This window comes from Shewanella psychrophila, from assembly GCF_002005305.1.
GTDB lineage: Bacteria > Pseudomonadota > Gammaproteobacteria > Enterobacterales > Shewanellaceae > Shewanella > Shewanella psychrophila.
The window spans coordinates 4,434,153-4,452,377 of record NZ_CP014782.1 but is presented as its reverse complement, the minus strand read 5'-3'; the positions used below and the strand labels follow the sequence as shown (position 1 = coordinate 4,452,377).

Annotated in this window: 14 protein-coding genes; 8 read left to right on the top strand and 6 right to left on the bottom strand. The window is 43.5% G+C overall.

The annotated features are described in order from the left end of the window. Window positions 1-59: 59 nt before the first annotated feature. Window positions 60-1,700 carry a PepSY-associated TM helix domain-containing protein gene (locus tag sps_RS19215; protein WP_077753975.1) on the top strand — a complete coding sequence of 547 codons (1,641 nt, stop codon included), beginning with the start codon at window positions 60-62 and terminating at the stop codon, window positions 1,698-1,700. Between the two features lie 65 nt (window positions 1,701-1,765). Here sps_RS19215 and sps_RS19210 read toward each other — a convergent pair whose 3' ends face one another. The 4 genes from sps_RS19210 to sps_RS19195 all read right to left on the bottom strand — a co-directional run bounded on the left by sps_RS19210 (window position 1,766) and on the right by sps_RS19195 (window position 5,706). Next, window positions 1,766-1,993 (bottom strand): hypothetical protein, encoded by a 228-nt coding sequence (locus tag sps_RS19210; protein ID WP_077753974.1) that lies wholly within the window; start codon window positions 1,991-1,993, stop codon window positions 1,766-1,768. A gap of 171 nt (window positions 1,994-2,164) precedes the next feature. Beyond that, complete coding sequence (locus tag sps_RS19205; protein WP_077753973.1) at window positions 2,165-2,656, bottom strand: hypothetical protein; 492 nt, start codon at window positions 2,654-2,656, stop codon at window positions 2,165-2,167. Between the two features lie 49 nt (window positions 2,657-2,705). Then, a complete protein-coding gene (locus tag sps_RS19200) occupies window positions 2,706-4,847 on the bottom strand; it encodes an LruC domain-containing protein (protein ID WP_077753972.1) in 2,142 nt (713 codons plus the stop codon). Window positions 4,848-5,052: 205 nt separating this feature from the next. Beyond that, window positions 5,053-5,706 carry a hypothetical protein gene (locus tag sps_RS19195; RefSeq protein WP_077753971.1) on the bottom strand — a complete coding sequence of 218 codons (654 nt, stop codon included), beginning with the start codon at window positions 5,704-5,706 and terminating at the stop codon, window positions 5,053-5,055. Between the two features lie 153 nt (window positions 5,707-5,859). Between sps_RS19195 and sps_RS19190 the strand changes: the two genes are divergently transcribed. The 6 genes from sps_RS19190 to sps_RS19165 all read left to right on the top strand — a co-directional run bounded on the left by sps_RS19190 (window position 5,860) and on the right by sps_RS19165 (window position 15,545). Then, complete coding sequence (locus tag sps_RS19190) at window positions 5,860-6,225, top strand: hypothetical protein (RefSeq protein ID WP_077753970.1); 366 nt, start codon at window positions 5,860-5,862, stop codon at window positions 6,223-6,225. Between the two features lie 422 nt (window positions 6,226-6,647). Further along, on the top strand, window positions 6,648-7,322 hold the full coding sequence (locus sps_RS19185; protein ID WP_077755770.1) for an outer membrane beta-barrel protein: 675 nt from the start codon (window positions 6,648-6,650) through the stop codon (window positions 7,320-7,322). A 507-nt stretch (window positions 7,323-7,829) separates the two neighbouring features. Continuing rightward, window positions 7,830-8,981: an ABC transporter substrate-binding protein gene (locus sps_RS19180; RefSeq protein ID WP_077753969.1), complete on the top strand. Its 1,152-nt coding sequence runs from the start codon at window positions 7,830-7,832 to the stop codon at window positions 8,979-8,981. A gap of 13 nt (window positions 8,982-8,994) precedes the next feature. Then, the gene (locus sps_RS19175; protein WP_237157884.1) at window positions 8,995-13,449 is read left to right on the top strand and encodes a response regulator; all 4,455 of its coding nucleotides are present in this window, start codon (window positions 8,995-8,997) and stop codon (window positions 13,447-13,449) included. Then, the gene (locus sps_RS19170; protein ID WP_077753967.1) at window positions 13,442-14,362 is read left to right on the top strand and encodes a diguanylate cyclase; all 921 of its coding nucleotides are present in this window, start codon (window positions 13,442-13,444) and stop codon (window positions 14,360-14,362) included. The genes sps_RS19175 and sps_RS19170 overlap by 8 nt, the downstream gene beginning before the upstream one ends. Window positions 14,363-14,390: 28 nt before the next feature. Then, window positions 14,391-15,545: a response regulator gene (locus sps_RS19165; RefSeq protein ID WP_237157883.1), complete on the top strand. Its 1,155-nt coding sequence runs from the start codon at window positions 14,391-14,393 to the stop codon at window positions 15,543-15,545. A 127-nt stretch (window positions 15,546-15,672) separates the two neighbouring features. Here the strand turns inward: sps_RS19165 and sps_RS19160 are convergent, their stop codons facing one another. Both sps_RS19160 and sps_RS19155 read right to left on the bottom strand, forming a co-directional pair. Then, window positions 15,673-16,683, bottom strand: coding sequence for a lipid A deacylase LpxR family protein (locus sps_RS19160; RefSeq protein WP_077753965.1), 1,011 nt, complete (start codon window positions 16,681-16,683; stop codon window positions 15,673-15,675). A gap of 236 nt (window positions 16,684-16,919) precedes the next feature. Continuing rightward, a complete protein-coding gene (locus sps_RS19155; RefSeq protein WP_077753964.1) occupies window positions 16,920-17,396 on the bottom strand; it encodes a hypothetical protein in 477 nt (158 codons plus the stop codon). A 303-nt stretch (window positions 17,397-17,699) separates the two neighbouring features. Between sps_RS19155 and ohr the strand changes: the two genes are divergently transcribed. Then, a complete protein-coding gene (gene ohr / locus sps_RS19150) occupies window positions 17,700-18,122 on the top strand; it encodes an organic hydroperoxide reductase Ohr (RefSeq protein WP_077755769.1) in 423 nt (140 codons plus the stop codon). The last annotated feature ends 103 nt before the right edge of the window (window positions 18,123-18,225 follow it).

Below are 18,225 nucleotides of genomic sequence, written 5' to 3'. Positions count from 1 at the left end.
CAAGTAAATAACTCATTAAACCTACTCATTAAATGTTAGGTCATTGAACATAAGTCATTATGAATAAAAATTTTTTAAAGCATTTAACTCAGGCTCACAGTTGGCTGGGATTAATTATCTCAGGCTTGTTGTTTATCGTGTTTTTTATGGGGGCGATAAGCTTATTTCGCAGTGAAATATACCTTTGGTCTGTGTTGCCACATCATACACCCGCTCAAGGCGAAGTGTTGTCTCCTAGTGAGGTAATGACATTGGCAATTAAGGATCGTCCTTTCAATGCCAAGGAGCATTTGACGCTAGTGTCACCCATTGCCGAGATGCCTTTCTACAAAGTCTATGTGGATATCGTCCTACCCGAAGATGCGACGACGGATATCGATTATGTGTCACTCTTGATGGATCCAGTGTCTGGTGAAATTGTGGCAAATATTGATGACTTCTATTTGGCCGATTTTATCTACCAGTTGCATTACAATCTTAATATTCCTAATGGCGGTTATATTATAGGTTTTGTTACTCTATTTTTATTTTTCGCACTGGTGTCGGGGATCTTTATCCATGCCAGAAAGTTGATCAGGCAGTTCTTTCTCTATCGAACTCAGGAGGGCAAGCGGGATCAGTGGCTGACCATGCATAATGTCATCGGTGTGATGACCCTGCCTTTTACCTTGATGTATGCCATCACAGGTTTGATATTCAACTTAGTTATCATCTATCAAATCGCGTTCGCCTTAGTGCTTTATAAGGGAGATCAACAAGCATTACTCAATGATGCTGGTTATACCCAACAGATGCCAGAGTGGCTGGATACGCCGCTCAATACCAGCGCTGAAGTTGATACTTTAGTGGCTCAGCATATTGAAGCCTTTGGTCAGCCACCGAGAGTCATTCGCGCCTATAACTTTGGTGATAGTAGTGCACTGTTGCACATTTTCGGCAGTGAAGATGGTAAATTTGTCAGTCCTGTGGAGCAGGTGTTTGCCTTAGATGGCGGCGAAACCTTGTTCTCAAGGGCTCCAGAGACGCCGAATACGATGACAACCGGGAGAATTGTACTTGCCACGCTGCACTTTGGTGATTATGCGGGCACGGATCTTAGGCTGATCTATTTGTTACTTGGCATGGGCGTATGTGTGCTTATCGTCAGTGGCAATCTACTCTGGGTCGAGAAACGATTGCAACAGAGACAGGCATCAGCTAAAAGTATCGCATTGGTTAATAGTATGACTTTGGGCTCGACCATGGGAGTCATATTAGCCACGGCTATGGCATTCTTATTTGAACGAATACTGCCCCTTGGAGTGGCTGGGCGAGACGAATTGATGATGACCAGTTTCGTGGTGAGCCTTGGACTCTATCTGGTGCTGGCTTGGTTTGTGTCTGATAAACGAAAGATGCTGTTTATCTCTCTCATTGCTACGGCATTTATCTTACTAACCACCATTTTAGCAGACTGGGTGCTTTTTCATGAACAAATAACGACAGCATTAAATGCGGGTTTTTTGGCCGTTGCAGGGGTGCAGGTTGGTTTGGCGATCACCGTGATACTGTTTGTCACTGTCGCTTTTTCTTTGTTTAGTAAGCAAAATCTTGATGTGTATGATTCGGATCCGACTGCAAGTTCTGGCTCAGATGTAGACGCTGATATTAGTTTAGAATCGAATGGGAATTTAGCCGACGAACCCTTAATTCAAAGATAATGTTACTGCATGAGGTGAACCTGACTGGCTTCATCTCAGTCAGGTTTTAGCTTGAATCAAAAGCGCTAGTCAATATTGAGGTATGTCTCAGCAGCTTGCTCGGCTTGGCATCGCTTGAGTGTAGTTTGCTGCATCAGTCTGGCTCCGTCCATGCCGTAGAATGCCGCGTTGTAGTTAAAGTCTTTTTTCGACAGAGTAATACAATCGTTTTGAGTCAATGCTTCAACCTGTGTATCTAACAGAGCATTTGAACAAAAACTAACAAACAGAATGGTGAACAAATATTTTTTCATGGGGAGCCTCATTTATAAACTTGAGGGCATGATTCACTATCGAGGCTCATAAAACCTCATTATTGATGCTAGTGGAGTGACCGTATATCCACAGGTATTAGTACTTTACTTTCGAATCAGTTCCTCTGCCAACTCGATATTCAATGAATATGTTTCGCCCAATCGAGTCGATTAATTGATCTTCAACAGCTGCTGCTCAAGCCCAGTGTCATATTGCCAAACTTGAAATTGTGGCTCCTTGTCATCATAAAACCAGAGAACGGCAATCAATTTATCCTGATGATTCGCTACTTTGATCTCGGTAGAGAGTTTTCCTTCATCCAGTGGCCCCCTGAATTGGCAGGAATCAAAGTTCACCGAGTAAGTGTTATTACTGCCATTAAATTCATCGCACAATGAGAAATAGGCTCGTTTGCTTGAGTCGATACTGATATCGATGACAAGTTGGAAAACGCTCTGCATGACATTGTGAGGGTCAATAACGAGATCATCTAATGAGGTTGGCTCCGGAGTAGATGTCGCTGGTGGTGGAGTTACTGGAGGCGGGGTGCTGGTTTCTGTTGTTGAACCTTCATCTCCTCCACCTCCACAAGCAGGCAGGATGCTGAAAGTTAACAGCAATAAATAGCGTTTTATATTCGTCATTTTTTTTAAGTTTTTCATATTCATCTCCTTTCCCATATTCAAGGGTATTGTTCAGGGCAAGTTAACGTTAGTCCTGGAAAACGAGTGCCGAAATAGGGGTAAGATACCAAGAGGGATTAGTATTGCCGCTGTTATCTGCTGCGAAATCGATAAACTCTGGATAGCACGCATCTAAACGTAGCCTTTCTAGTGGGTGTTTCCAGCTGGTAGGTACCTCTAGTGCCCAACCCATACCATTTTCATTAAGAAAATAGAGCCCTTGATTTGGATCGGATCTGTCTTCTCTGAAGCCAAAATAGGCCGTATCGAATTTATCTGTAGGTGCTTTATTTTTCAGATGAATCTCAAGTTTTCGTCCGGGATGCTCACCAGTGGGTTCCTTTGCTGCTTGTCCATGATCACTTTCTGGGGTAGCAAAGATAAAAGGGTCATAGGGAAAGTCTGGCATCTGGGATTCTGGCACCGCATTCACAAAGGGGATAGTCATATTCCAAGTGGTGCGATAGCTAGTTCCGCAGCCCGATTCTGAACGAAGAAACTCGCACCCAGTAGTGAGAGTAATATAATCCCAAAGGTCTTGGGCAAGTATAAGTACGCCATAAGTTTGACCGCTTTCCAGCGGAGAAGCACTCTGTGCAACACCGTCAATACTCCATTCAATGGTATTTTCCTTGATGTTACTCATCGCGATGCCCGGTAATTGAATGGCAAATCCGTTGTGATAAAAAGCGCCTGCTGCTGCGAGTTTAGCTACAAACTCTACTCGTCTGACTTGATCATATTTGACATATTCAATGAGCCTTAAATGGAAAATCACATCATTCATGTCGTAATCTTCTCGGGTTGGGTAGAGATCTTCAAAAACTATTGAGGTGAAAGTTGAAGATGATGGGTAGTAGTTAATGGTCACACCAGTTTCAGTTGTGCTGATTTGATAGTCTTCGACCTCCCCATCTCCGGCTCCCCCAGTAGGGCCAATGTCGGCCAGGCTACTGAAGCGAAATCTAGCCCATGTTTGACCTGTTTTTCCCCATGTAGGTACATCTAAATTGACATTGTTACTGCCGGGGGAAAGGGCATGCCCTGTGATAGCCTGCTCGTCACTGTCAAAAATACCATCTCGATTCCAGTCAAACCAAGCATTGAGGAAACCGCCACTGCCCGTTGCGGTGGCAAGAATTACGGCGGATTCACCTACTTCAAAACCAGTAGGGAAGCTAATGCCATCTTCATCATCCATACCGTCACTATCATCATCTGACAAAGGAGTAGGGTAACCACTAGCTTCACCGTCGACACTGGCACCTAAATAGAAGTCATCTATGATGGAGTGTCTGGCGCCATTAGAAGTCATATAAGTGCCATAGGAATCTGGCGCATCACCAAAATCAACATTTTCGCCAACAGGCACTTCAGCCAAGGCGCACCGGGCACCATCATTACTCGATGATGAAGGGCCGTAGGCAAATATATCGGCAATGGGATTTGACTCATTAACATTGAGGCGATAGATCTTACCGTTGCTATTATTGCTCAGGTAAAGCACACCGTCGGGGTCGAAGAATTGTGCGCCAAAGGTGAATTTTGAACCCGTTGAGACGACCACCACCCCCAAGTTTGTGGCGGAGGCGTCAAATGGGTCGATGCGTAGCAGACTGGCATTATAGCCATTAGTGACGGCGTAGATATATCCATCGCTTGGATGAAAGGCAAAGTCGGTGATGTTATAGGTCGCGTTAGCTGTACTTCCGGAAACTAGCGTCATTGCGTAGTTATTTGGATCATCTAAGGGGACTTTGAATAGTCCCTTGTTTTTTCTATATCCGTACCAGACATTCTCATGAATGGCTATATCACCAACAAAGAAGTTGCCTGCAGCAGTGGAAGCGGCATCTTTAGTCATGGTCAGAGCATTAATCACATAGTCATCACCAGTTTTACCTAAGGTACTAGCTTCATAGTCCCAGCCATAGATATAGTTATCGTGATAATTAAATCCAACGCCGTTATAGGAGGCAAGGCGATTCATGTCGTTTGACAGTACCACATAGCTCCCTGTTGCCAATTCGACTCCGTATGCAACGGGAACAGATGAAGGCGTTTGTATGATGAAAGCCTGAGTCGGACATGTCTCAAACTCAGCTGAAATGCTATCGAAAGCAATGAGAGATGAAACAGCAAGGAGAAAGAGAGGAGTTATGTATTTCATAGTTTGTCCCTATATGAAACGTGTTTTACTATGAACTGCATGAGTCGTGCCACAGAGTAACATTTTGATTTTAAATATATTATTTTTTATTTGTAACTGTGATTCGCAATGCGCGAGTCACATTGCATAATTTAAAAAGTGGCCTTCAGAATGTTGTATGGAGGATAATCGAAAAATACGACTATCCATGATATACATAAAGGGATTACTTAGAGGATTGGCCGACATACTCATTCCACTCGTTGATCTCTCTTGGATCCTCATGGGTTTTAAGCCAGCGGATAAAGCTTTGAGGGCAGCGAGTGTGGAGATTGAGTTGGCACCAAGCATCCAGAGCCGCCTGAGTCGTGTATCCTTCTTCAAAAGCATCGAATGCCTTGTCTGCGTGACGCCAGAATGTATGATCGATTCTGCCACGTTCGGCTAAGAAAGGATGGTCGGCTTTCGGCTGGACCTGTTTTCTCACCTGGGTACTGAGTTCTAGTAAGATCCTTTGTAAGACATCTGCACCTATCTCATTAATCTCAAGATCATCGATTCTGTCTATCTCAGAGCCGACGATTAACATGACTCGGTCGATAAGGTAGTCGGTGTTCATGGCTACTGCCATTTCATAAGCAAAGATATCCAGCCGGGCAAAAATTCGGTCTCGATACTCTTCTTTAGTAAAGCGTTTTTCTTTTAATGCCTTGTTGTAACCTTTGACTTTAGGATGCTTACTGAAAATCTCTTTTTGTAATAGAGGGTATTCATTCAAGTGCTCTTTTGGCAGTAGTGACAAAAGATCGACTAATTCAGTCGTGTTAACCATTAAGCTGCCTAGCTCCGCTTTAGCTTTTTCCGAAAGTGTCGTTGTCATAGTGATCTCTTGTCATTTCTCAATGCTTATATATTACCTTCAATAATGTTCACTAGTCATTACTAGGTGTCGATACGTTTATTAGTGATAGGAGGTGATGCAGAGTTTCATTAAGAGTTTCACTAAAAATTTCGATAGTTAAGGTTGAAGAATATGACAAATTTAAAGATGAAACTTGTTGGTTTCGTCTCGATACTCAGCTTGCTAAGTGCATGTAGTGCAGGAACTAATGCATTAGCAATCCAGGCTCAGCGACACTACAAATTAGATTTCTCCTATGCCACTCATGTTGAGTATCGAGGAGCGACTTTTTCCTTTATGCAGCCCCTTGCAGGGAAGAAACGGCTGCTAGCGTGCATTAATGATGATAATCAAATGAGGTTAACTGAAGAGTTGGCTAGTCAAGTGACTAACCAATATCTGCAATCTCATCTTCCTCATAAGATAACGAGTAAAGTGAATGTATTTCAAGTGGCGGGACTTTGCTGTGCGGAAATGGATATCGTGCGGATTAAATGACAGGCCTCACTATGGATAATATGTACTAATAGCTATTGATGCTAGTGAACCTATTTAGCCATTTTATTAAGTGAAGTGAGCCAAGAAAAGTAATCAGTAGATAATGCAACAGCATAGAGAAGCAAAGTTTATGGACTCTCTGACGCCAAGGATGGCTCCTCACTGTCATAGCCATTAATCGTTTTAATGCGGTTTTTGTTCCTCGAACTTTTCAACACTATCTATGTTCTCTATGGGTTATCAATTTTCTTAATGAAGTCTGGTTTTTTGGTTGTCGATATTATGCCTGCAACTTAATCGATACGGGGTTCACTCATAGAATATGTAATGGAGGTTACATGTGAGAGAGCAAGTGGAATGGAAGCGGTATTGGTTTTTGAAAAACAACACCTCAGTCAGAGAGAAATATGAGAGATTTAACCATGAAAAAACTAGTAGTAGCATGCGCTTTAACATCTATGATAGCCCTTTCAGCAACGGCTAATGCCAGCGAGTTCACTATCAACCCTTTGGTAGGGGCATCGCATAGCAAAGCATCGGGTACAAACTTAGCATTAGGGCTAGAAGCTGGTTATAGCGACTTCATTTTTGGTTATACCTATACAGGTGATAAGAATGAAACCAGTTCAAATTATGCTTTCTTCGATACAGAGATCCATGATTCTGCTCTGAATATAAATACCTACGACAATGACAAGTTTAAGGCTCACTCTTTATACGTTGGCTATCAGTTCGATTTAGGTGCCGGTCACTTAGCTGTTAAAGCGGGCGTTGAGCTATCTAAGTACAGTCGTAGTATGGGCGTTAACTTGAGTGAAATTAACCAAGGTGGTAATGCTGGCCACAAAGCGGGTCTTGGTATTACTGGGACTAGTAATTATGAATACAGCCCTATGGTAGGTGTTGGTTATTATATGAACAGCGGTCTTAACTTTAACCTTCATTACACTTTCCAGGATGGTAAGCGTGACATGAATATATCTGCTCATGGCTATAATGATAATGAGAGTAAGTCAGAAGCTATTACACGAGCTAAGAAGGCTGTGTCAAACAGAGACTTTGGTGCAGTGATGTTCACTGTCGGCTACCGTTTCTAAGGTTGTTAGTTAATTGATTTATAGAAGGTCACCTTAATCGGTGGTCTTTTTTGTACCTGTTAATGATACGCATTGTAGGATGTCAGCTGTTTATTAACTTCATTGATAAATGAAGTATCAAATAGCACTAAACACAATGCTCATCTTTCTGTTTTGCAGGGGTTAAAAGGCGCTGTATCAAGCGGTAATACACTGGTTTACAGTAAGGCGCTTATTCAAGGAAAAGAAACCCAAGCCGTTGCTATCGATAGCGGTTGTTAGTTAACTCGATGTTTACACCGCATGCTCTCCATATATTTAACCCAACTCGAACTCACAGATAACTCATCCATAAGTGAGTTCATAAGCAAGTTCACAAACAAGCATTACCTTACTTAATGTAAGGACTTAGCGTAAGCTTCATTGTGTGTTTATTTCTTCTCTCTTAGTGAAAAGCTGACGATGCTCTACTAAGCTCAGTGAGTACTGCTATGCAGTTGCTTATCATCACGGGTCAAGGAGAGACGCATGTCAGCTAGTGTTCGTTCGCCGCATCGATTTATTACCTATTTAGCATTTGTTATTACACTATTTTTTGTCTTAGCTGTCTCAGCTAGCGCCCATGGTGCCGATAAAAAAGTGATAAAGGCATTGTACATTCCTCTCGCTGATCATTACGCATCGATTGTGGCTTATGAACGCTATCGTGAACAGATGAAATACGCCGATTATCAGATAGAACAGATGAAAAACTGGGATCTATTGCGTGCGTATTTTCAATCCGGAGAGGTTGATATGGCTTATGTGATGAGCCCTTTGGCGATGGACATGTTCAGCGAAAAACCGCATTTTAGATGGATAGGCTTGATGCATCGAGATGGAAATGCATTGGCAATAAATGACCTGCTAAATGAACAGGTCAAGCTTTCAGCAGTGAGGCATGAAAGAAAACCCGATGACAAGGTCGCCAAGGCATTGAAGCAAGTATTCGAGTCCACGGGCCGTGCAACCGAAATCGGCATGCCTCATCTTTTGGCGACCCATACCGTTGTGCTATATCGCTATTTAAAAGAGCATGGACTCACCATGAGTTTAACGCCAAATTCAGACACTGATGTGCTGGCGATTGCCGTCGCGCCGCCTAAATCACCCAGTTTTATTAAGAGCAAGAGCAATAGAGCCCAAGCTGCCGCTTTTGAGCAGTCTTTACCTTGGGCCGATGTGGTTGAAACTGGAGGTTTTGGCCATGTGGCCTGGTATTCAAAAGATGTGATGCCGTGGGAGCATGGTCATGTGGAATGCATCGCCTTGGCGACCGATAGTGCGATTAAAGATAAGCGTCGGGCTGTTCATGAAGTGATGGATTATATTCATAAGGCCGGAGAGGATATCGAGATTGCTCGTGCTCAAGGGGGAGAAGCGCTGGAAGAGATTGTTAAATTAGTGCGTAAGCATATACCTGCCCATACCCGAGATGCCATTATTGCGAGTCTTGATCCCGATTTGAGAGTGATTAATTATCAAAATCTGAATGTGGATAAACCCGGTCTGAAATTAATCATGGATCTGGCGGTTGAGGGAGGCATCATAAAAAATGCTATCGATATAGAAGACTTTGCAGATGAAGATTTTAGCCGCAATGACTTAGCCGGAATGAGCCAGGTGCAATTGAATCGCTAGAGTGAGAGATCCAATGGAACATGAATTCACACAAGCGCCGATGAAAGATGTAAACAAGTTAAGCTCGTTGAGCTTTAACCTGACAATGTGGTTCTTGATTTTATCCTTGCTACCTCTGACTATTGTTGCCTGGTTCAGTTATCAACAGGCCAAGCAAAGCTTAGTCGATGCCGCCGAGGAAGAGCTTACTCAGTCTTCGTTGCTGAGTGTCCAGTCCATCGAGAGCTGGTTTAATTATCGTATGGTGGATCTTAACGTCGAAGCCGAATCTATCAATGCGGGATTAATCTTGAATTCTCTTTCTGAAGGGAAAGGATCCAGCGGTAAACCTGCGAATGAATATGTCACTAGTTACGATTGGACCAAGCGAGTCGATGGACTGCAAAATGACCTTATCGTATTAAGTCGTCAGTATGATTATATCAGCGATATATTCTTGATTGATCTTGATGGTGACATTCTTTATTCCGTAGTCAGTAGTGATGCTAAAGGAAAAAATGTCTTCTCGGCCAATTTAGTGGACTCCCAGTTTACTCAGAGTTTAAAAGTGACCATGGACTCAGGTCTGGCTCACTTTTCTGGTCTGGAAAGGAGCCCATTGAGCCAAGGTCAAATAACAGGTTTTATTTCAGCTCCCGTTCTCGATGAATTTGGTGGTCCTATCGGAGCCTATGTTATCGAATTAAAGTTCGACAAAATATTGAATATGCTGCACTCGACAATATCAGATTCTAGTTCTCTAACTCATTACATCATTGGCCAAGATGGGATTCTCAGAACGCCAATAAAAGAAAATTGGGAGCAAGTATTACAGAGAAAAATTAATACTCGTCCCTTTATAGCCTGGCAGGGGAGAGGGGCTAATGATGGCGCTAATGATGGCGCTAATGGTAAAAAGAGTATTGCCTATGAATATATTGGCCCTTCTGGCAAAGAGGTCATTGGGCTTTACCATACGGTTCAGCTTGCCAACATAGAGTGGCTATTGATCAGTGAGATAGATAGTGAGGAGACGTTACAAGCTAGTAACTGGTTGAGAAAAGTCACCCTCTTATTAGTGTTGCTCACCGCGATGGGGGTGTTTCTTGCCTCGGTCTTTATTGCTCGAAAGATCACCCGACCTGTTATTAAGTTGGCTGATGCCAGTCGTAAAGTTGCCGCAGGGGAAGACCTGACTCGGGTCGATGTCAAAGGAGAGAATGAAATTGGCCTGTTAGCCAATGCTTTTAACCATATGCTTGATGCTAAAGCGCGTCATGAAGAGGCACTGATAAAGGCTAATAGTCAGGTTATGGAGGCGCTGGACTCTTTGGAGGAGCAGAAATTCGCCTTAGATCAGCATGCCATCGTTGCAGTGACTGATTTGAAAGGAACCATCACTTATGCCAATGAAAAATTTGCCGAGATCAGTGGTTATAAAGTCAACGAATTAGTGGGTCAGAATCATCGCATCCTTAACTCGGGCTTCCATCCTATGGAATTTTTTTCTGGAATGTATCGGACTGTGTCTAAAGGCAAGGTGTGGCATGGTGAGATCTGTAATCGCAATAAGCGTGGTGAGATCTATTGGGTCGATACCACCATCATGGCCCTAAAAGATGCCAGAAATCAGCCTAAGAGCTATATCGCTATTCGAGCCGATATCACAAAAAGAAAGCGTAATGAGTTGGAGGTCAAAGAAGCGTTGGCTCTGATGAATGCCACACTAGAGTCGACAGATAATGGTATCTTGGTGACCAGTAGTGATGGGGAGATTTTAAGAACTAATAGCCAGTTTTCACACCTCTGGGGAGTGGCCAAAGAGTTACTCGATAAAGGGGTTAATGACAGAGTCATACTAAAGCAAATTAGGGTGCAGTTAAAAGAGCCTGAAATCTTCCTTAAACGAATCGAAGAAATTTATGAGGATCGGGATTTAGAGGCATTTGATACCATCTCGTTTATTGATGGGCGTGTCTTCGAGCGTGCCTCCTCCCCCATGGAAATCGACGGTGAGTATTTTGGTCGTGTCTGGAGTTTTAGGGATATCACCGAGCGAACGGAAAGCCAAAATGCCCTGTTATTAGCGAAAGAGGAGGCCGAACTCGCCACCAAGGCGAAGAGTGAATTTTTAGCTAGCATGAGCCACGAAATCCGCACCCCCATGAATGGTGTCATAGGCATGTTGGGTCTGTTATCTAACTCTAAGTTAACTGATTATCAAAACCGCCGGGTCAATATCGCTCAGTCCAGTGCGCAATCTTTGCTTTCTCTTATTAACGATATATTAGATTATTCAAAAATCGATGCTGGTAAATTGGAGTTGGAACAGATTGATTTCAACTTGAGAGGATTGTTAGGCGACTTTGCCGAAGGTATTGCTCATCAGGCTCAGGATAAAAATCTGGAACTGATTTTAGATCTTAAAGGGGTCGAACAATCTATGGTTACCGGAGACCCTAGTAGGCTGCGTCAGGCGATCACTAATCTAACTGGTAATGCGATTAAGTTTACGAAACAAGGTGAGGTGGTAGTTAGGGCTGAGCTAACGCCTGCAAATGAGGGACAATGGTGGTTAACTTGCTCTGTGTCAGATACTGGGATAGGCATCCCCGCGGATAAAATTGATAGCTTATTTAATTCATTTAGTCAGGTAGATGCATCAACCACCCGAAAATATGGCGGTACGGGCCTAGGACTCGCCATAGTACAGAAGATATCGCTTCTGATGGGGGGGGATGTTTCTGTTAGCAGTGTCTATGGCGTAGGAAGTTGTTTCGAATTTAAGGTTTTACTGGGCAGGAGTCAGAAATCGACTTTAGTGATCCCTAAGGTCGATATCAACCAGCTTACCTTGCTGGTGGTCGATGACAATGCCACTAATCGTGAAGTGATTAGAGAACAACTTGAGCTATGGGGGGCGACAGTAATTGAAGCTTGTAGTGGCCAGGAGGCTCTGGATATATGTGCTCAAAGAGATACAGAGTCTGATAGTCCTAAATTAGACGTTGCCTTCTTAGACATGCAGATGGCGGAGATGGATGGCGCTGAGCTTGGACAGAAATTAAAAGCCGATCCCAGATTTTCTCAAATCAAGTTGGTGATGATGACCTCTATGTCTCAGATGGGAGATGCCAGTTTCTTCGCGAAACTAGGGTTCAGTGGTTACTTCCCTAAACCCACTACTACCTCAGATCTATTCGATGCACTCAACGTCGTCGCCGAAGGCGGTGAGGCACTCCAAAATGCTCGGCCTTTGGTGACTCATCATTATCTTCAGGCGCTACATCAGGCTGAAGAGTCCAAAATACCTAGATGGCCCGATGATATGCGTGTCCTCCTAGTTGAGGATAACTATGTCAATCAATTGGTGGCTGTGGGGATTTTAGAAGATTTTAACTTAAATGTGGTCGTCGCCGAGAATGGTTTACAAGCAGTAAATAGGCTGAAGAATGCAGTCGATATGCCTTTCTCCCTCGTCTTGATGGATTGTCTGATGCCAGAGATGGATGGTTATCAGGCCACGAGTGAGATCCGCGGTGGCAACGCGGGAGAAGAGAATAAGGACATCGCTATTGTCGCTATGACGGCGAATGCCATGATGGGAGACAGAGAGAAGTGCATAGATGCAGGGATGAATGATTATTTGCCCAAACCCATAGATCCGGATAAGTTACTCGACAGGTTGATTCACTGGCTCCCTCAATCTGAGTCTGATGAAACAAATCTCAATTTAGGGGGCTCTGATCCGGATGCGTCTAGTAAGGCATCTGATTCTGATATCTGCGCAATAGCTGACACTGAAACGGACCCAGTGCCAGCTATAAATATTGAGGAACATAAGCCAGTTAAAGAGTCCATTAAAGTCGATAAGGCGATTTGGGATAAAGAGGCACTATTAAAGCGTTCCATGGGTAAAGAGTCTTTGTTTAATGCCATAGTGAATCTGTTTATAGAGGATATGCCTAAGCGTATCGTGTCCCTGTTTGAGGCCAATGAAGCTGGTGATTTAGATCAATTACGTCAAATCTCTCATACAATAAAAGGTGTCGTTGCAAATTTAAGCGGTAGCCAACTTCAAGAATGTGCAGCAAGGGTAGAACAAGCGGCAAAAGATCATGACCTAGATAGAATTCGAGCCGAGCTCCCCGAGTTAAAGAGTCGATATGAAGAGCTGATCTCAGTGGTGAAACAGCACGATGAACCTCAGGGAGAAGAGATCCCACTGAGCTATGCAAGTGACCAGATGATTTCAGACAGTTTAGCGGATATCTCTGAAAAACTCGCTGAAGGTAGCTATATAGATGTAGAGGATTTTGCTCACCTTAAAAAAGTCAGTGAACGAGTCGAGCTACAGAAGAAGTTTGATCTCTTATTGCAACTGCTGGCGGATTTCGAACATGAGCAAGCCTGTGTGTGCTTGAGTGACCTCTCTATTTATCTTGTCGATAGTGATTCCAGTTCATCTAAGGGGATAGTCAATGGCTGAAAAGGCAACGATTCTACTGGTCGATGATACGCGAACCAATATTCAGTTGTTAGTCGGCTGTTTAAAGCATCAGTATCGATTGAAGATTGCCATGAATGGTCAACGTTGCCTTGAACTCGCACAAAATCCACCCTTTCCAGATCTGATTTTGTTGGATGTCATCATGCCTGAGATGGATGGTTATGAAGTTTGCCGCCAGCTTAAAGATAACCCCAATACCAAAAATATTCCGATTATTTTTGTCACTGGTCGAAATTCAGATGAAGATGAGGAATTTGGCTTGCAGCTTGGGGCGGTCGATTATATCGCTAAACCTATTCGCCCCGCGATAGTGACTGCTAGGGTTTCGACTCAGATAAAGCTCAAATATCAAAGTGATGCCCTTCGTAATATGGCGATGCACGATCAATTGACTCAACTGTATAATCGCCACTTCTTAATCGAATCTGCAGCGAATAAATTGGCCCATGTTGATAGGCATGGTAACGAGCTGTCGCTGCTGATGATAGATATCGATTTTTTCAAACATATTAATGATCAATTCGGCCACCATGCTGGCGATCAAGTACTTAAGGCAATAGCCGAAATACTTAAAGAAGGTAATCGAAGGGAAGATGTGGTGGCTCGATTCGGTGGCGAGGAATTTGTGGTGCTACTGGAACATTGCTCCCTCAACTCAGCTATCGAGAAAGCCGAGTTATTAAGAGCAAAAATTGAAGCTTTAGCACCAATGGGGATAGAAGTTACTGCGAGTTTTGGCGTTGCAGAGTTAATGAAGCAGGAGCAAACATTTGTCGAATTGTTGTCCCGTGCCGATGCGGCGGTCTATCAGGCTAAAGAGCTGGGACGCAATCGAGTGGTGGCTGCTGAAAATGTATATGTTGAGCCTCATTTAGACAAAAAAATAGTGTGATTCATTCATTTATGTCATGGGATTAATCATGAGAAAAAATATCAATATTCTAGTTGTTGATGATACTGCTGATTGCCGCTTGATGCTTAGGGCTATGCTTGAAAATGACTACTGTGTGGCAGAAGTGGACTCCGGCGATATGTGCCTCGTCGAGGTGTCAAAGACAATGCCCGATCTCATCTTACTGGATGTCGACATGCCTGGAATTTCAGGGTTTGAGGCTTGCGTTCAGCTTAGGAAAGAGTATCCATCCGAGAGTTTACCTATTATTTTTGTATCGGGTTTAGACTCATATGAAGAGCGTCTTGCCGGATATGAAGCTGGCGCCGATGACTATATTATTAAGCCTGTCGAGCCTGAAATCTTATTTGCTAAGGTGGCTAATTGCCTGAAGCAGCGTCAGAAAATGAGTGCTGCTAAGGCGAGTGCGACCGAGGCCGTGAGTATTGCCATGGAGGCGATGACAGTCAGTAGTGAGCTCGGGCAAGTGGTTCAGTTCATCAAAGATGTGCAATCGATCAAGAATGCGGAAGAAGTTGGCTGTGCTATGAGCAATATTCTTTCTAGTTTTGGCATGAACTCAGTGGCTCGGGTCGATACCGGTTCAATCGCCTATATTGGCTGTGATGAAGAGAGCATAGAGGCAAAAGTCTTATCTCGGTTTGTGGTTCATAATGAGCGAATTCTCAGTGTCGGGATCCGCACTGTCATTCGAGATCCACATATAGTGCTACTGATCAAAGATATGCCCCTAGATGACGAGAAGCGCTGTGGTCGCTTTAGAGACCATCTAGCGGTATTGATGGATATAGCCGATGCACAACTCGCTAACATCAAGACTCGTAATGTGATGCTCGAGCAACGCCAGCAGATCTTTACTCAAGTCATCTCGGTGGCGGAAGAACAGATAAAAAGAACCAGTGTCCGTCTATTCGAACACGATAAAAGTTCTCAAGGCATCATGCATGGCATGGTTTCCGAATTAGAAGGCATGTTGTTTGGTCTGGGGTTAGAGGAAGATCAAGAGAAAAAATTGATGGCTTTGGCAGATCAGACATCCTTGCAATTGCAAGAGACTCAAGGTCAGACTCAAGTAGTAAGCAGTGAGCTTGGCGCTATTCTCGAAAGCTTGTATGACTTCTTCAATACACTTAATGAGCCGACTGAAAGCGATTTATCTTAAGTTATCTCACCTATCTCACCTATCTCACCTATCTCAGTCGTTAGGTTAGCCTTATTGAAATCCTATAAGGCTAACTTTTCTCCTATTAAGCTATTTATCATCATTTTTTATTTTAGTTAGCTCTTTCTTATAAGTTCCAACTGACCACTAACGAGCCATAGCCGTGCCACTTGTCTGTATCGCTCTGATATTCCTTGGTATAGGTATTAAATGTCCATGCAATAGACCAGTCTGGTTGGGCCCAGATAATGCCGGTATTAATGCCTGCTTGTCTACTTTCGAGCTCGACTTGTGAATCATAGGGGAGAGAGCCCTCGAGGGTGAGATCGTTGAAGCGGTAGCCTAGATAGGCTCGGCTATAGACGATGAAACTGCTGCTTTTGGTCGTGGCAGAAAAATTACCGTACTGACCTGCATGTTGACTCAAACGTCCGAATGAATTGGCCAGGTCGGTGCCCCAACGCAAGGTCAAACCTAAATCAGCTTGGCTCCTGAAGTTGCCAAGTTGACTGTGGCTAAAACCACTGACATCCCATTGGGTATCGCCTAAAAAGCGGCTATCAAATGCTGAACCTCTACTGATAAGGGCATCGACCTCGTAGGCCGCCTGCATTGTCACTTGATTTTCGACTTGATATTGCCACCCTTGAGGAGTGGATGAGCCAGTGACCTTATGCACGAAGGATTGAACTTGCTCATTTGCTGATGCCGGACCAACAACCCCCAATGAGAGCCAGTTCTTTTGGACTAATCTGGGTGAATAGCTCGCCGTATGACCTTCAAATGCCAAATAGCCAGCATAAGGTCTATCCTCGACTTGTGGTGCAGCGACTTCAATCAAGCCTGGTGTCCACATCTGCTGGCTGACTTTCCAGCCCCATGCATGCTCAGCATCGGTTTGTGAAAAGGTAAGCGTTCCAAGCCATTGAGCGGGTACTGGAGCATTAGACAGGTCGCTAAGGACTTGGCTTTCCCAGCCGAAAATGATGGCATTGGTATAGTTGCCATCATCGCCAAAGATGATGTCATTGTCGAGTTGGATATGCCATTGGCCTGCATGAGCGACTGGAATTCCCAGTAGTAGACTCGCTGTTAAACCTGAAGCGAATACATTGGAACGAGAAAGTGGACAGGACAAATTGTACTCCTAGCTGAAAGGGATTTTCATTTGCCAATGTTCTCCTTAAAAGGCACTGGACTATATTTGCCAGGTTAAGTGTGCGATCACTTCAAATGTGAGTAACACAGGCTTGAACATGACTAGAGGAAAAGCATAAACAAAGGCGGTCACTTAGAACAATCAAATAAATGTGACGCTTTGTATTAGCCAATGTTTATCTTGTCTGCATTAGCCGCGATTGAGATAAAAACGATTTAATCTATGACCTTCTTTACCGCTCTTTCAAACCCATCTAATGAGTAGCTTTGTTCATGAAAAAATACTCTGTCGGCATCGTACATCATAGTAATTAACTGCATGCTTTCTGTTTTTTTTATTTGGGCGAAAGACACGCCATCATCGCAGCCAATTAAGGCGGGAACTGCTATGGTTGTTAGCCGACTGTTCATTTCTAGTTCTATATTGATATTGGCATCAATGGGGCTAAACAGGGCGTCTTGACCACCACAATATTCACGGTCGTTAACATTAGTAAAAACGACTGAAGCCTTACCCTGACCAGAATCAATTACCTTCATTTTCTGATAGCCATAAGTGGCTATTACGGCTGCATCATCCGAGTTTGTTTGATGAGTCCAGTCACCCCTGCCGATCTCACCAGCAAAGATACCATCGGATAACACCAATAAGCCTAACCCTAGTAAGCCTAAACTTAAGATAGGTTTGATCATAATTATCTCCAGAAATGAGTCGAATACCTGAGCATGTTAACGCCTGTTTGCTTAACTATTACTGAATAAGCTCGCTTAATAAAACAGCGTCCCGTTACTTTTTATTTTTAGTAAGGTAAAACCTAATATTGAATTGCGCGCAATATACTTGCGTGGCATTTAAATGGGTGTTAGAGTTGCTCTAACTTGAGTTGTGCGCAATCTAATTTGAGTGCATGAACTGAAATGTAAATCCGAGTACTAATGACTACTTATAATCACAGCACTCATATTAGAGAGCTAATAGAGGAAGAGAGACTGATCATGAAAGCAATTTATCAAACAAAAGCAACAGCGAGTGCAGGTCGTAATGGCAATGTAGAAACAGATGATGGCAAGTTAAGCCTATCACTCAGTTATCCCAAAGAGATGGGGGGCAGCGGTGAGTCGACGAATCCCGAGCAACTTTTTGCAGCTGGTTACAGTGCCTGTTTCTCTAATGCTATTTTGCACGTTGCACGGGAAACTAAGCTCGCATTAACCCAAGCCCCTGTTACGGCGACAATCGCGATTGGTGTAAGAGAGGAGGGTGGTTTTGGATTAACTGCAGCACTATCAGTGACACTTGACTTACCCCAAGAGCAGGCTGAGCAATTAGTCAAGGCTGCACATCAGGTATGCCCTTACTCAAATGCAGTCAGAGGTAATATTGATGTGGCTCTGACGGTCAATGGCCGCTTGATATAACGACTCCTAATAAGCGGTTAGCTTATATTCTTTGGTATTACTAAAGTAAAAGCTCTTGTTGTTAACAAGAGCAAATGCCATCGACAGAGTCACGATATTATTA

Coding starts and splice junctions, on each gene's coding strand:
- sps_RS19215 (WP_077753975.1), top strand. CDS start 60: ATGAATAAAAATTTTTTAAAGCATTTAACTCAGGCTCACAGTTGGCTG.
- sps_RS19210 (WP_077753974.1), bottom strand. CDS start 1,993: ATGAAAAAATATTTGTTCACCATTCTGTTTGTTAGTTTTTGTTCAAAT.
- sps_RS19205 (WP_077753973.1), bottom strand. CDS start 2,656: ATGAAAAACTTAAAAAAAATGACGAATATAAAACGCTATTTATTGCTG.
- sps_RS19200 (WP_077753972.1), bottom strand. CDS start 4,847: ATGAAATACATAACTCCTCTCTTTCTCCTTGCTGTTTCATCTCTCATT.
- sps_RS19195 (WP_077753971.1), bottom strand. CDS start 5,706: ATGACAACGACACTTTCGGAAAAAGCTAAAGCGGAGCTAGGCAGCTTA.
- sps_RS19190 (WP_077753970.1), top strand. CDS start 5,860: ATGACAAATTTAAAGATGAAACTTGTTGGTTTCGTCTCGATACTCAGC.
- sps_RS19185 (WP_077755770.1), top strand. CDS start 6,648: ATGAAAAAACTAGTAGTAGCATGCGCTTTAACATCTATGATAGCCCTT.
- sps_RS19180 (WP_077753969.1), top strand. CDS start 7,830: ATGTCAGCTAGTGTTCGTTCGCCGCATCGATTTATTACCTATTTAGCA.
- sps_RS19175 (WP_237157884.1), top strand. CDS start 8,995: ATGGAACATGAATTCACACAAGCGCCGATGAAAGATGTAAACAAGTTA.
- sps_RS19170 (WP_077753967.1), top strand. CDS start 13,442: ATGGCTGAAAAGGCAACGATTCTACTGGTCGATGATACGCGAACCAAT.
- sps_RS19165 (WP_237157883.1), top strand. CDS start 14,391: ATGAGAAAAAATATCAATATTCTAGTTGTTGATGATACTGCTGATTGC.
- sps_RS19155 (WP_077753964.1), bottom strand. CDS start 17,396: ATGATCAAACCTATCTTAAGTTTAGGCTTACTAGGGTTAGGCTTATTG.
- ohr (WP_077755769.1), top strand. CDS start 17,700: ATGAAAGCAATTTATCAAACAAAAGCAACAGCGAGTGCAGGTCGTAAT.